This is a genomic window from Embleya sp. NPDC008237 (assembly GCF_042956465.1).
Classification (GTDB): Bacteria; Actinomycetota; Actinomycetes; order Streptomycetales; family Streptomycetaceae; genus Embleya.
Genome location: NZ_JBIBGL010000010.1, coordinates 336,224 through 349,180, shown reverse-complemented (window position 1 = coordinate 349,180; position 12,957 = coordinate 336,224). Strand labels below are relative to the sequence as shown.

Annotated in this window: 12 protein-coding genes; 9 read left to right on the top strand and 3 right to left on the bottom strand. The window is 69.7% G+C overall.

Going from position 1 to position 12,957, the window contains the following annotated elements; all coding sequences use genetic code 11:
* The first annotated feature begins 180 nt into the window (after window positions 1-180).
* The 7 genes from ACFZBU_RS26730 (at window position 181) to ACFZBU_RS26700 (ending at window position 7,806) form a co-directional block, all read left to right on the top strand.
* Window positions 181-1,473 (top strand): helix-turn-helix domain-containing protein, encoded by a 1,293-nt coding sequence (locus ACFZBU_RS26730; protein WP_391586196.1) that lies wholly within the window; start codon window positions 181-183, stop codon window positions 1,471-1,473.
* 97 nt (window positions 1,474-1,570) lie between these two features.
* Complete coding sequence (locus ACFZBU_RS26725; RefSeq protein WP_391586195.1) at window positions 1,571-1,786, top strand: hypothetical protein; 216 nt, start codon at window positions 1,571-1,573, stop codon at window positions 1,784-1,786.
* A 136-nt stretch (window positions 1,787-1,922) separates the two neighbouring features.
* Entirely contained in the window at window positions 1,923-2,285 is a 363-nt protein-coding gene (locus tag ACFZBU_RS26720) for a DUF2203 domain-containing protein (RefSeq protein WP_391586194.1), read from the top strand.
* A gap of 244 nt (window positions 2,286-2,529) precedes the next feature.
* Entirely contained in the window at window positions 2,530-3,621 is a 1,092-nt protein-coding gene (locus ACFZBU_RS26715; protein WP_391586193.1) for a WD40/YVTN/BNR-like repeat-containing protein, read from the top strand.
* A gap of 57 nt (window positions 3,622-3,678) precedes the next feature.
* On the top strand, window positions 3,679-5,793 hold the full coding sequence (locus tag ACFZBU_RS26710) for an AAA family ATPase (protein WP_391586192.1): 2,115 nt from the start codon (window positions 3,679-3,681) through the stop codon (window positions 5,791-5,793).
* The gene (locus tag ACFZBU_RS26705; RefSeq protein ID WP_391586191.1) at window positions 5,786-7,036 is read left to right on the top strand and encodes an McrC family protein; all 1,251 of its coding nucleotides are present in this window, start codon (window positions 5,786-5,788) and stop codon (window positions 7,034-7,036) included. The genes ACFZBU_RS26710 and ACFZBU_RS26705 overlap by 8 nt, the downstream gene beginning before the upstream one ends.
* A 104-nt stretch (window positions 7,037-7,140) precedes the next feature.
* Entirely contained in the window at window positions 7,141-7,806 is a 666-nt protein-coding gene (locus tag ACFZBU_RS26700; protein WP_391586190.1) for an HAD family hydrolase, read from the top strand.
* A 21-nt stretch (window positions 7,807-7,827) separates the two neighbouring features.
* On the opposite strand, the gene ACFZBU_RS26695 is transcribed toward ACFZBU_RS26700, so the two are convergent.
* The 3 genes from ACFZBU_RS26695 to ACFZBU_RS26685 form a co-directional block, all read right to left on the bottom strand.
* On the bottom strand, window positions 7,828-8,820 hold the full coding sequence (locus tag ACFZBU_RS26695; RefSeq protein WP_391586189.1) for an aldo/keto reductase: 993 nt from the start codon (window positions 8,818-8,820) through the stop codon (window positions 7,828-7,830).
* Window positions 8,821-8,925: 105 nt separating this feature from the next.
* Window positions 8,926-9,168, bottom strand: a complete 243-nt coding sequence (locus tag ACFZBU_RS26690) for a hypothetical protein (protein ID WP_391586188.1) — start codon at window positions 9,166-9,168, stop codon at window positions 8,926-8,928.
* Window positions 9,165-9,440 (bottom strand): hypothetical protein, encoded by a 276-nt coding sequence (locus ACFZBU_RS26685; RefSeq protein WP_391586187.1) that lies wholly within the window; start codon window positions 9,438-9,440, stop codon window positions 9,165-9,167. The genes ACFZBU_RS26690 and ACFZBU_RS26685 overlap by 4 nt, the downstream gene beginning before the upstream one ends.
* 312 nt (window positions 9,441-9,752) lie before the next feature.
* Here ACFZBU_RS26685 and ACFZBU_RS26680 point away from each other — a divergent pair, with 312 nt between their 5' ends.
* The gene (locus ACFZBU_RS26680; RefSeq protein WP_391586186.1) at window positions 9,753-11,225 is read left to right on the top strand and encodes an MFS transporter; all 1,473 of its coding nucleotides are present in this window, start codon (window positions 9,753-9,755) and stop codon (window positions 11,223-11,225) included.
* A 66-nt stretch (window positions 11,226-11,291) separates the two neighbouring features.
* Entirely contained in the window at window positions 11,292-12,824 is a 1,533-nt protein-coding gene (locus tag ACFZBU_RS26675) for an FGGY family carbohydrate kinase (protein WP_391586185.1), read from the top strand.
* Window positions 12,825-12,957 lie beyond the last annotated feature (133 nt).

Sequence of the window (12,957 nt, the reverse complement as noted above, 5' to 3'; positions counted from 1 at the left end):
AATGCGGTTGCCGCGACCCGGCCGAAGGTACCGGCGGGGCACCCGACAGAATCCACGCAGTCCGCGTGGGGAACTTCCCGCCCGTGCGGCACAAACGGCACAGAACGACGAACGTACGGCGGCGCGCGGCGACTCGGTCACCGGGCGCGCACTCGGCAATACCCAAAGGAGCGGCCCGACATGCATCCGGCGCCCGGAATCGGCCGACGAATCGCCTACTGGCGCGCGCGGCGCGGTCTGACGCAGGCCGAATTCGCCCGTCTGATGGGCCGATCCGTGCGCTGGGTCGAGGACGTGGAGGCCGGCCACCGACAGGCCGACCCGCGCCTGTCGGTGCTCGCCAAGGCCGCGCTCGTCCTGCACATCGGGATCGATCGACTGCTGCCCGCCGAACCGAACCGGGAGTACCACGACCACGATCCGCTCGCCGCGGTGCGGACGGCGCTGCGCCGGGCCGACACGGCGCTCGCGGTCGGGTCCGCCGCCGTCCCGGCCGACCTCGGGGTACTGCGGCGGGAGTTGACCTACGGGTGGACCGCGTATGCGGCGGCGGACTACGGATGCCTGGATCGTGTGGTGTCGTCCGTCCTGGGGGCGACTGCGGGGGCCGGTGGGGGAGTGGCCGTGGGAGCGCGCGGGGGACCTGCCTCGGGGCCGAGCGGGAGGGTGGCCGCGGGCGCGACGGTGTCGGCGGGCGGGCCCGGCGGGAGTTCCGGGGGCGCGGCGCTCACGTCGACCGTCGTGCGCTCCGCCGCGCTCGCTCTGGCCTCCGCCGTCGCGCACGTGTACGGCGAGCCGGATCTGGCCTGGCGTGCGGCCGACCGGGCGGTGACCTCGGCCGGCCGCAGCGCCGACGTGGTGGTCCTGGCCCGGGCCGCCCATCGGCTCACCGACGCCATGGTCGGGCACGAAGGCGCCGGTGCGGCCGTCGAATTCGCGCTCGGGGCGGAGGCGGACCTGGCACCGGCGCTGGATGCCCGCGGCCGGCCGGGCCGGGCGGCGCTGCGTACGCTGCGACTCGGGGCCGCGCTGGCCACGGCCCGGCTGGGCGATCGGCCCGCCACGCGTGACCTGTTGGAGGGGGCGGAGCGGGCCGACCCCGGCGCGATCCAGGTCCCGCTGCACCGGGTCACCACCCACGTACTGCTCGGCGAGTACGCGCGGGCCATCGCCGGCCGGTTCACCCCGGCCGCACTCGCCGTGCTCCCGCGCGGCCGGCAGGCGCGGCACCTGATCGACCTCGCCCGCGCCTTCGCGGCGGTCGGTCGCCGTGGCGAGGCGGTCGGCGCGCTCCTCGAAGCGGAGGCGGTCGCCGCCCAGGAGATCCGCTGCCGGCCGATGAACCGCCGCTTCGTCCAGGAGATCCTGCGGCTGGACTCGTCCACCGACGGCGACGAGGCCCGATTGCGGGCGCTGGCGGCTCGTTGTGCGGGAAATGGGTCACCGGGAGCGGAACGGGCATGGATCATGTAGAACGACCGTCACGTCGGACCGGGCAGTCCGAGACGTCGGACCGTGCAGACCGGTCCGCTGCGACGTCGGACCGGGCAAACCTCCAGGGAGCGCCATCGTGATCACGATCATTACTTTCGTCGCCGGCCTGATCGCCGTGGTCGCGGTGCTCACCGTCGCGGTCGGCAAACGCGGCCGCACCACGAGTCACGACGGTCTGCTGATCGAACGGGACCGGACCGGGCGGGCGGAAGCCTCCGGCGGCGTCTTCAGCGTGCACACCAACCACGGCTCCTTTCCCGGCGTGGACGAGAAGACCGGATACTTCGGCTGATCCCGATCCCGGGCGCCGGTTCATCCCGTGGACACCGACCCTGTTCGCGGCCGCCGGCGCGTGGCGGCGCCCGCGGCGGCAGTACCATCGGCGCGCGCCATCGTCGGCCGGCGCACGACACGGGAGGTTGTGCCGCATGGGGCTGTTCACGGTCGAGGAGGCGCGTGCGGAGTTGGACCGGCTGTTGCCGGTGCTCGACGAGCTGATCGCCGTCCGGGCGGACGCCGCGGAGGTCGCGGTGGCACTGGAGCGCGGCGAGGCGCGAACCGAGCTGGGCGGGCTGCCCGAACTCAAGGGCATGCAGGCGCGGCTCGACGAATTGATGACCCAGGTCCAGCAGACCGGCGCGGAGCTCAAGGGCTTCGCGCCGTTGCTCGTGGACTTCCCGGCCGATCTGGACGGCGTACCCGTGCTGTTGTGCTGGCTGGAGGGCGACCGCCGGCTGGGCTGGTACCACCGCCTCGACCTCGGCTTCGCCGGTCGACGACCACTGCCGTAGGGGCGGACGGCGCGCGACCGAGGGTGCGCTGCCGAGCGCGCGCGAGCCGAGGGTGTGCGGGCCGGGGCCGAGCGTGCCCAGGGGCGCGTGTCGAGGGTGTGCGTTGCTCGTGCCGAGGGTGTGTGTGCGCCACGGGCCCCGCGCGCCGCGAGTGCGCGAGAGTGCCCCGGATCGCGTCGAATCGGGCGAATGTCACCGGTGCCGCGTAGCGTGCCCGTGTACGGAACGCTGCCTGGAGGTCACCATGACGAACTCCGTCCTGCTCGCCATCGGCACCCGCAAGGGCCTGTGGATCGGTCGCTCGGGCGACGACGGATCCTGGGCGTACACCGGACCGCACCACCCGATGACGGGTGTCTACTCGGTCGCGATCGACACCCGAGGAAGCGCCCCCCGGGTGCTGGCGGGCGTGGTGCACGAACACTTCGGCCCGATCGTGGTCAGCAGCGACGATCTCGGTGAGACCTGGCGCGAGCCGGACCTGGGCCGGGTCGGCTTCCCGGCGGATGCGGGCGCCTCGGTCGAGCGGGTGTGGCAACTGGTTCCCGGCGCCGAATCCGAACCCGACGTGCTCTACGCCGGTGTCGAACCGTCCGCGCTGTTCCGCTCCGAGGACGGCGGGCGCTCCTTCGAACTCGTGCGCGCGCTGTGGGACCACCCGCACCGGCCGCACTGGGAGGCCGGTTTCGGCGGCCAGGCGATCCACACGGTGCTCCCGCATCCCACCGACCCGCGCCGGATCGTGGTCGCGATGTCCACCGGCGGCGTCTACGTCACCGAGGACGGCGGGGCGAGCTGGCGCCCGTCCAACACCGGCATCCACGTCACGTTCCAGCCCGACGAGTACCCCGAATACGGCCAGTGCGTGCACAAGGTGGCCCGGCACCCGGACCGCCCCGACCGGCTGTTCCTGCAAAACCACCACGGCGTCTACCGCAGCGACGACGCGGGCGCGACGTGGGCGTCGATCGCCGATGGTCTGCCCGCCGACTTCGGCTTCACCATCGTGGTCCACCCGCGTCGCCCGGACACCGTCTACGTGGTCCCGCTCACCGCCGACATGATGCGCTTCCCGGTCGACGGCCGATGCCGCGTCTACCGCAGCGACGACGCGGGAAAGTCCTGGACGGCCCTGGCCGACGGCCTCCCCGACGACTTCTGGACCGCCGTCATGCGCGACGCGATGTGCACCGACGACGCCGAGGACACCAGCCTGTACTTCGGCTCCCGCAGCGGCGAGATCTACCGCGGCCACCACGACGGCGACCACTGGGAACGCATTGCCCAACACCTCCCGGACATCCTCTCCCTCCGCGCGGCGGTGATTCCGGCCTGAGAGTTGTGTGATCGGGGGTGGTGACGGACCGTCAGTGCAGCAGGACATAGTGGCCGCATGACCGAGGACGACACATTCGCAGCAGCGGTCCGAGCGTTCGACCGCACGGCGGCAGCCGTTACCGAGTTACTGGCCGCCGCAACCGCCGAACGCGCCGACGTCCAGGCCAGGTTTCCGATCGAGGAGTGGCCCCAACTACCGCTGGAGCGGTACGCGCTTGGCCTTGATCAGAGCGACCAGGACAAGCCGCCCTATTGTCAGTTGATCGAGTTCCGCACGCCGGCGATCGGAAGCATGAAAGGTGGCAGTTCGGCCAAACACATCATGTTCTGGCACCGCAGTGGCGAGTGGCGGATGGCCAAGCCACTACACGGCATGCCGCCGGACGAAGCGTGGCAGCGCCTGAGGGGGGAGTTCGTCGCCGGTTTTCGGCATGTCGAGGAAGGGGCCTGGGATCGACTCGACAGCCTGCCGATCCTGCAATACGGTCCCGCGTTGGTCACCAAGACGTTCGCGACCTACTTTCCGGCTTCGTTCCTACCCATCTACTCCGCCGCACATCTGCGCCACTTCATCGCAACGGTGGGCGGTACGCCGGCTCCCGGGGCAGCCACTTGGCGGCTGAATCGCCACCTGCGGAAAATCCTGAGCGAGCGGCCAGAGGTCGACGGATGGCAACCCGACGAACTTGCCGCGTTGTTGTACGACGCCTTCGATCCGAGGCCGGCAGTCCCGACAATTCTCAAGGTCGCCCCTGGTGCGCAAGCCGTGTGGTGGCCGGACTGCCGCGACGACGGCTACATCTACGTCGGCTGGGACACGCTCGGTGACCTTGCGCAATTCAAGAACGACGCCGAGCTTCGTGACGCCTTGGAGCAAACACACAGGAGCCGCCCTGCCTACCATCTGAGCCTGGCGGGCCTCCTCCTGCGATATCGGGATTTGCAGCCCGGCGATTTGGTGGTCGCGAACCGCGGGCTGTCGGAAATCCTCGCGGTGGGACAGGTTACCGACGACGGGTACTCCTATGACGCCTCGCGCGAGGAGGGGCGCCACCGAGTGGCCGTGGTCTGGGACGAAACGTACGCCCAGCGGCTCGAATCCGAACAAGGTGGCTGGCGTCAGACGTTCGGTAAAGTCAGTCAGCAACTCTGGAAGACCATCAAGGCCGGGCGGCAGATCACCAGTGACGTGGTGCCGGACACGCCCGGCGTAGTCGATCCGCCGGCGGATGTGAAGCGCGTGCTGGACGCGTTGGAACGCAAGGGGCAGGTGATCCTGTACGGACCTCCGGGAACCGGCAAAACCCGGTTGGCCTTGAGCGCCGCCCTGGCCTTGAGCGGCTTCGCCGATGCCATCGAGGCCGCGCCCGTCGACCGAGACGAGGCGATCGGGAAGCTCCTTGCCGACGAGCGGGTCACCATGGTGACCTTCCATCCGTCATATGACTACGGCGATTTCGTCGAAGCATACAAACCGACGCCGGCACCGGCCCCGGGCGGGGGTTTGTCACTCGCATTGACCGCAGGCACCTTCCATACTGTCTGTACCGCGGCCGGCAAGCGGCCGACCGAGCAGTTCCTCCTCGTCATCGATGAGATCAACCGCGGTGACCTACCGCGAATCTTCGGTGAACTGGTGACGCTCCTGGAGACCGACAAACGGGGATTTCCGGTGACGCTCCCGGTGAGCAACGCTCCGTTCGTCGTCCCATCAAATGTCCGCATCATCGGCACCATGAATACTGCGGACCGCAGTGTCGGGCACCTCGACTGGGCGATCCGCCGCCGGTTTGCGTTCGTCGAGGTGCCTCCGGACGAGGAGGTCGTTTCCGGCTCGATCGGGGCCTTGAACCTCGGCGCGTTCCTTACCGAACTCAACTCCCGATTGACCCTGAACCTTGGTACGGATCATTGCATCGGTCACGCGTATCTACTGGCGGGCGGCGAGCCGCTGGGGACGGAATCCCAGCTCAGCGCCGTTTTCTACGATGACATCGTTCCGCTCCTGGAGGATTACACCCTCGGGCGAGCCGAGTTGATGAGGGAGATACTCGGGAGGTTGCTCGATCCCGAGACAGGACGTCCTGTTCGACACATGGCGCCCGCCGATTTGGTCATCGACCTTGCCGCCGAGTTCGGTGGCGTCGACTCCGAGGACGTCGATGGGTAAGGCGCTCGACGAGGTCCGGATCGGCGAGTACACGAGCGCGGACCTGGACTATGGTGCGCTGAGCCGGGTCGACCTCGTCCTGCTGCGAGCGCTGACCGAGCAGAACCGTCTGCATGTTCATCCACTGCGCACAGGTTGGCGAATCCAGAACAGGTCGACTGTGGGCGTGCTCGTGCTGGAGCGCATCCGACTGGTTCTTGTTCCCAAGATCGCATTCGGCGAAGACCGGCTGATCGAATGGTTGGCCTACGCAGTGGACACGGCCGTCCCGCATCCGCCAACGCCGAGGGCGTGGCAGATCGGCCCGCTCGGGGTGCCCGACCTGGTGGCCGCAGCGCTCGTCGCGGAGTGCCGCAAGCTATTGCGGCGCGGGCTGCGCCGGGACTACGTCGCGTGCGACAGTGTGACTCCCGTCCTGCGAGGTCGTCTCGACATCGCCGCGCAGGTCGGCCGACGCTATGGGCAGATCGACCGACTGCATGTGCGTACCTTCGAACGCGATTCGGCTACTTGGGAGAACCAGGTCTGCGCCTCGGCCTTGGCACAGGCGGTCCGGTTTGCCGAGGATCCGGCTGTCGTTCTCGACGCCGTCGAAACGCTGCGCGAGTTCCCGGCACCGTTACCCGCGGGCGAGGCCATCCGAGTGCTCCGCCGGGCTCGGCACAACCGCCTCGACATGCACTACCGGTCCGCGCATGCGTGGGCCCGCGCCATCCTCGACGGTGGCGGCATTACCGACCTGTTCACGGACGCCGGGTTGCCCGCCGGCAGCCTGCTGCTGAACATGAACACGCTCTGGGAGAGGGTGGTTCGCCGGTTGGCCGACACCGCGGCCGGTGGTCTTACGGTGCCGGCAGCCAATGAGGTGGTTCGGGTCGTCGGCGATCTACGAACGCGCCCACCGTTCCCCCCGGATGCCCTGGTTGCACTGCCCGGCCTGAGAGGTTGGCTGCCGGTGGATGCCAAGTACAAGGCGTACGCCACCAAGAGTGTGGCTGCCGATGATGTGCACCAGTTGCTCACCTATGCGGCCGGGTACGGCGATCCGGCGCAGGCCCATGCGGTCATCGTGCATCCGGCCCCGAATGGCGCTACCAGTCGCACGCTGCGGGTGATTGGCCCTCGCGGGCGGCTCGGCACGATCGATCTCGTGGGCATCCACACAGGGGAGCCGCCGAGTGACGTTGCAGTTGCCCAGATGGCGGCCTGTTTCACGCGGATCGGCATGCAGGGCACCGCTTGAGCTCGCGCGCGTTCATGTGATGGCAACCCCGGTGTGGTGTGCAGATCACATCGGTCTGGCAGCGTTCCCACTACGTCCTGCCAAGCCCATCGAAACGAGTCAGTGTGTTCGCCGTTTTGCCCGCCGCCGTGTTGTTCGACATGGATGGGACCCTCGTCGACACCGAGCAGTTGTGGTGGGAAGCGGTTGCGGACGTGGCCGGGCGGGTCGGGTACGTGTTGGGGGAGACGGACGCGGCGGATGTGGTCGGGCACGGGATCGGGCACACGGCGGGCTACCTGCACGAGGTGGTCGCCGAGGCGCCGTGCGTGCACGAGCTGACGGATGCGCTGGACGCGGCGTTCACGACCCGGGTGGAGGCCCGGATCGAGCCGCTGCCGGGGGTCTTGGCGCTGTTGGACGGCCTGGCCGCCGTCGGGGTGCCGTTGGCGATCGTGTCGGCGTCGCCGCGTCGGGTCGTGGACCTGGTGCGGGACGCGTTGGGGTCGGCCCGGTTCGCGGTCACCGTCGCGGCCGAGGACGTGGCGCGGACCAAGCCCGACCCCGCTCCTTATCTGGCCGCGGCGACCGCGCTCGGGGTCGAGCCGAGCGCGTGCGTCGCGGTCGAGGACACCATCGTCGGCGTCACCTCGGCGGAGGCCGCCGGGTGCGCCGTGCTGGCGGTGTCCTCGACCACTGCGATCGCGCCCGCACCGGGCCGCACGGTGGTCGCCTCCCTGGCCTCGATCGAGGCCGGGGATCTGGGCAAGTCCCCGGTACCGCAAGGGTGATCGCGGCCGGCGTCGCGTTCGTCAGCGCGCGGCGCAGAGCCGGTCGATCTCGGCGATCTCCGCGGCGGTCAGATCCGGCTGCCCGACGGCGGACAGGTTCTGTTCCAACTGCCGTACGCTGCTTGCCCCGACGATCACCGACACGACCCGCTCGTCGCGCAGGATCCAGGTCAGCGCGAGCTGCGCGAGGGTCTGCCCGCGGCCCCGGGCAAGCTCGTTCAGGGCGCGCAGCAGGGTCAGTCGTTCCTCGGTGAGTTCGTTCCGGGTGAGGAAGTGGCCCACCGCCATCCGCGAATCGGCGGGCACGCCGTCGAGGTATCGGTCCGTCAACAGCCCCTGGGCCAGCGGCGAATAGGCGATCAGCGCGGTTCCGGTCTCGCCGACCGCGTCCAGTACACCCTGCTCCGGTCCGCGATCCAGGATCGAGTACGCCGACTGGTTGAGCAGCACCGGCGTGCCGAGGTCGCGCAGGATCGCGACCGCCCGGCGGTGTTCCTCCGGGCCGTAGTTGGAGATGCCCGCGTACAGCGCGCGCCCGGAGCGAACGGCCGTGTCCAGCGCACCCATCGTCTCTTCGAGCGGGGTCTCCGGGTCGTACCGGTGCGAGTAGAAGACGTCGACGTAGTCGAGCCCCATCCGGGCGAGCGACTGGTCCAGACTCGCGAGCAGATACTTGCGCGAGCCCCCGTCGCCGTACGGCCCCGGCCACATGTCCCAACCGGCCTTGGACGCGATGAACATCTCGTCGCGATAGGGCCGGAAGTCGGCACGGTAGTGCACCCCGAAGTTCGCCTCGGCCGAGCCGTACGGCGGCCCGTAGTTGTTCGCCAGGTCGAAGTGCGTCACCCCGAGGTCGAAGGCCCGTCGCAGCACCGCCCGTTGCACTTCCATGGGCTGGGTGTCCCCGAAGTTGTGCCAAAGCCCGAGCGAGACGGCGGGCAACTTGACCCCACTACGCCCGGCCCGGCGATAACGCATGGATTCGTAACGATCATCGGCAGCAGAGTGGATCATGCCCCCATCTTCGCCTGCGCCGGTCCCCTTCGGGGCGTCATTTGCGCGCCCGTTTCTCGTGACCGCCGAGTACGACGCCGCCCGTCGGCGCCGTCGACATCCGGGTCAGAGGCCGCGCACGTGGAGCATGGTGACAACGAGGACCCCGGAGCTGACCTCGTACTCCGTGATCACCCCGGCCAGGACTGCGGTACGGCGATCGGGGTTGCCACGTATCGCGTCTCCGTAGGTGCGTGGCGAGTACGACATGGAGTCGACGGCGCGGTCGAATTCCCGGCGTGTCGAGGCAGACAAGGCGTTGTACCCGGCGAGCGCGTTGTCGGTGTATTGGATCCGGTATTTGGTCATGTCTCGACCGGTGTGCCATCGGGGTTGTAGAGGCCGTGATGGTCGCCGGTCGCGACACGGGCTGCGATGGCGTCGTCGTGGGCGCGCATTTCGGGGGTCTTGGCCCAGGCGGAGGCGACGGCCGGGAGATTGGCGACGGCGGCTTGCTCGATGTCTTGATCGAACGCGGCACGCTCCTCCTCGGGGAGGGCGGCGCGGATGTCTGCGATGGTGCCGGGCAGCTCGACCACACGGCCGTTGTGGTGGGCGCGGATGACGGGTCGGTCGCTCATGCGTACCAGCGTGGCACGGCAATGCCCGTGACCGACAGCCGGCGCATGCAAGCGCTCCACACGACCCGGCGTGCGCCCGAACAAGTGTTTGCATCACGTGGGGCGTCAAACCGTTTCGGGCGGTCCGCCGGGCGTGGCGGGAACCGGGTTCGTTCGTTTACGCACTCTTGACACCCCCAAATGTCCCTCATAAGGTCCAGATCATTCTTTGGCAGGAACAGACGAAGACCACCTGTCGGTGGCTTCGCTGTGCCCTCCTACGCGTTAGCGCTCGCGTGTCGCCGACTGGTCCTTTTTTCAGAGGACGGGTACATGGCACAGCAGCAGAGCGTCAGAGGCGTCAAGGACGTCGTCGCGCTCATCGACCGGCTGGGGAGAATCTCCGGCCGGGCCAAGGTCATCTGGTTCCTCGTGTTCGGGGGCCTCTTCCTCGACGCGTACTCCAACGCCGCGCTCGGCGCCGGGCTCGCCCCGATGACGAAGCAGATGGACCTGAGCAGTACTCAGGTCTCCATCCTCACCGCCACCGCGCCGGCCCTGGCAATCCTGTTCAACCCGATCGGCGGGTGGCTGGCCACCCGGATCGGGCGGGTGCCCCCACTGCTGATGGCCAAGCTGTTCGCGCTGGCCGGCGCGGTGATCGCGGCCACCGCGGACGACTTCACCGTCGTGTGGATCGGCCGGGTCCTGGTCGGTATCGCCTACGGCGTCGACTTCGCGGTGGCCATGGCGCTGCTCGCCGAGTACACGCCCAAGACGCTGCGCGGGCGGCTCAACCTGTGGCAGGGCATCTGGTACATCGCCACCACCGGCAACCTGCTGCTCACCCTGATCTGCTTCAAGTTCGACGTCGGCGCGGACATCTGGCGCTGGTCGGTCGGCTCGGCCGGGGTGATCGCACTGTCCCTGTTCGTGCTCCAGTGGGCCTTCCTCGTGGAGAGCCCCACATGGCTGGCCACCAAGGGTCGGCTGGAGGACGCGGTGCGCAACCTGCACCGGATCTACGGGATCGAGGCCGTCGCCGCGAAGCCGGCCGCCGCGGGAGCCGTGCACGACGACGCGGACGCGGACGAGGTGCCGCCGAACGTGGGCATGAGGCAGGCCGGGATCCTGTTCCGCGGCAAGTACCTGCCCCGCACCCTGCTCTCCTCGGCCATCTCGCTCGGCCAGTCCATGCAGTACTTCGCGGTCGGCTGGTACCTGCCGGTGATCAGCCTGGCGATCTTCGGCAACAGCTTCGAGAAGGCCACCCTCGGCTCGATGGTGTTCAACGCCTTCGGCATCGTCGGCGGCATCCTCTCCGCGTACTTCGCGCGCAAGCTGGGCCTGCGGATGAGCTCGGCGATCGGCTTCGGCGGCGTGTTCGTGATGCTGGTCGCCATGGGGCTGACCTTCGACCGGGTGCCGACCTGGATCGCGTTCATCCTCCCGGCGATGTTCATCTTCTGTCACTCGGCCGGCCCGGGCGCGAACGGCAAGTCCATCGCGGCGCTGTCCTACCGCAGTGAGGTGCGCACCCTGGGCACCGGCGTCACCGGGATGATCGGCAGCTTCGGCAGCGTGGCGGGGCTGTACCTGTTCCCGCAGATCAAGGACGGCATCGGCCTGGACAAGACCTTCCTGGTGCTGGCCATCGTGCCGCTGCTGGGCCTGCTGACGTGCATCGCGATCAAGTGGGACCCGACCCGGGCCGTCTCCCCGGACGAGGACCCGGACGTGCCGGTGCTCACCGAGTCGCCCGCGAATCCGACGAATCCCGCGAATCCCGCGTTGGTCACCCGCTGACGGAGACCTCCCGCGAAAGACTCACGCGGAGCTTGGAATCGGATATTTCGGACCGAAAGGGCTGTGATGACGAAGACGTTGCACGCTCCCGGACGGCGCCTCGGCATCCTGTCCGTGGACGAGGGCACCACGGGGACCCGGGCCGGAGTCGTGCTGGACTCCGGGACGGTGGGCCACGTGGCGTACCGGCAGATCGCGGTGCGGCATCCCGACGAACACTCGGTCGAACAGGACCCGGTGGAGATCTGGACCGCGACGTTGGCCGTCTGTCGCGAGGCGCTGGCCTGGGCGCGCGCGAACGACGTCGAGATCGCCGCACTCGCGCTGTCCACCCAGCGGGCCACCGCGATGTTGTGGGATCGGCGCACCGGCCGACCGCTGGTGCCGGCCTGTGTGTGGCAGGACCGGCGGTACGCCCGGGACCTGCTCGCCTACGAGGCGCAGTGGGACGAGCCGCTGACCGCCCGGCTCGGCCGGCCGGTGGGCAGCAGGGCGCCGTTCCTGTGGGCCGCCCGGCAGATCGCCGAGCAGCCCGAGGTGGCCGCGGCGCACGCCGCCGGGGCACTGCTGTTCGGCACCGTGGACACCTGGCTGGCCTGGAAGTTCACCGGCGGAGCCGCGCACGCCGTCTCGGCGAGCAACGCCGGTTCGGTGGGCGCCTACCTGCTCCGCGAACACGCCTGGGACCGCGAGTGGATCGGGCAACTGGGTTGCCCGCTCGACCTGTTGCCCGATCTGTTCGCCGACGACGACCTCGGCTACGGCCGAATCGACCCCGAACTCCTGGGCGTGGACCTACCGTTGGCCGCGGTCATGGGCGACCAGCACGCGGCGCTGATCGCGCTCGGCGGGCTGGCCGCCGGGCAGGGGATGTGCGTGTACGGCACCGGAACGTTCGTGGACGCGGCCACCGGGGACACCCCCGCGCTGCCGATCCCGGGCGTGACCGGAGTCCTGGCCCAGCCAGGTTGGCGACAGGGCTCGACCACCCACTTCAGCCTGGAGGCGTATTGCTCCACCACCGGATCGGCGCTGCGCTGGTTGTGTGACGACCTGGGCTTCTTCGCCTCACCGGCGGAGATCGGCGAACTGGCCGCCCAAGCCCCGGGGCACGCCGGGTCGGGTCGGCGCGAGTGGTTCGTGCCCGCGCTGGCCGGGATCCGTACCCCCGTCTGGCGGCCCGAGGCGCAGGCCGCGCTCAGCGGCCTGACCCTGGCCACCACCCGGGCGGACGTGGCCCGCGCCGTGTTGGACGGGATCGCGCACTCGGTATGCGACCTGATCGACGGCGTCGCCGAGACGATGCGCGCACCGTTCGCGCGATTGCGGGTGGGCGGCGGCGTGGCCGGCAGCGACACGCTGATGCAGATCCAGGCGGACATCGTCGGCCTGCCGCTGGAGCGCGCCGCGGACTCGGCGACCGCGAGTCTGCGCGGCACCGCCTACCTGGCCGGTGTCCGCGAGGGCCTGTGGTCCTCGCTCGAAGAGGTGGTCGAGGCGCAACCGCGCGGCCGGGTCTTCGCGCCGACCACCACCCCCGAACAACGCGAGGAACAACGGACCGCGTGGCGGACCGTGCTCGCGCCGCACCTCGACTGAGGCACGCGGACCGCGCCGGCCGGCCGCGCCACCACCCACGGCGCGGTCCGACCGCGACCACCCGCCCGAGGCCGCCCGAAACCCGGGCGGCCCGACCCCGGGCCACCGACCCCCCGGCCGTTCACCCCAGGCC

Excerpts from the sequence above, each read along its gene's own strand:
- ACFZBU_RS26730 (WP_391586196.1), top strand. The coding sequence starts at position 181 with ATGCATCCGGCGCCCGGAATCGGCCGACGAATCGCCTACTGGCGCGCG.
- ACFZBU_RS26720 (WP_391586194.1), top strand. The coding sequence starts at position 1,923 with ATGGGGCTGTTCACGGTCGAGGAGGCGCGTGCGGAGTTGGACCGGCTG.
- ACFZBU_RS26715 (WP_391586193.1), top strand. The coding sequence starts at position 2,530 with ATGACGAACTCCGTCCTGCTCGCCATCGGCACCCGCAAGGGCCTGTGG.
- ACFZBU_RS26710 (WP_391586192.1), top strand. The coding sequence starts at position 3,679 with ATGACCGAGGACGACACATTCGCAGCAGCGGTCCGAGCGTTCGACCGC.
- ACFZBU_RS26705 (WP_391586191.1), top strand. The coding sequence starts at position 5,786 with ATGGGTAAGGCGCTCGACGAGGTCCGGATCGGCGAGTACACGAGCGCG.
- ACFZBU_RS26695 (WP_391586189.1), bottom strand. The coding sequence starts at position 8,820 with ATGATCCACTCTGCTGCCGATGATCGTTACGAATCCATGCGTTATCGC.
- ACFZBU_RS26690 (WP_391586188.1), bottom strand. The coding sequence starts at position 9,168 with ATGACCAAATACCGGATCCAATACACCGACAACGCGCTCGCCGGGTAC.
- ACFZBU_RS26685 (WP_391586187.1), bottom strand. The coding sequence starts at position 9,440 with ATGAGCGACCGACCCGTCATCCGCGCCCACCACAACGGCCGTGTGGTC.
- ACFZBU_RS26680 (WP_391586186.1), top strand. The coding sequence starts at position 9,753 with ATGGCACAGCAGCAGAGCGTCAGAGGCGTCAAGGACGTCGTCGCGCTC.
- ACFZBU_RS26675 (WP_391586185.1), top strand. The coding sequence starts at position 11,292 with ATGACGAAGACGTTGCACGCTCCCGGACGGCGCCTCGGCATCCTGTCC.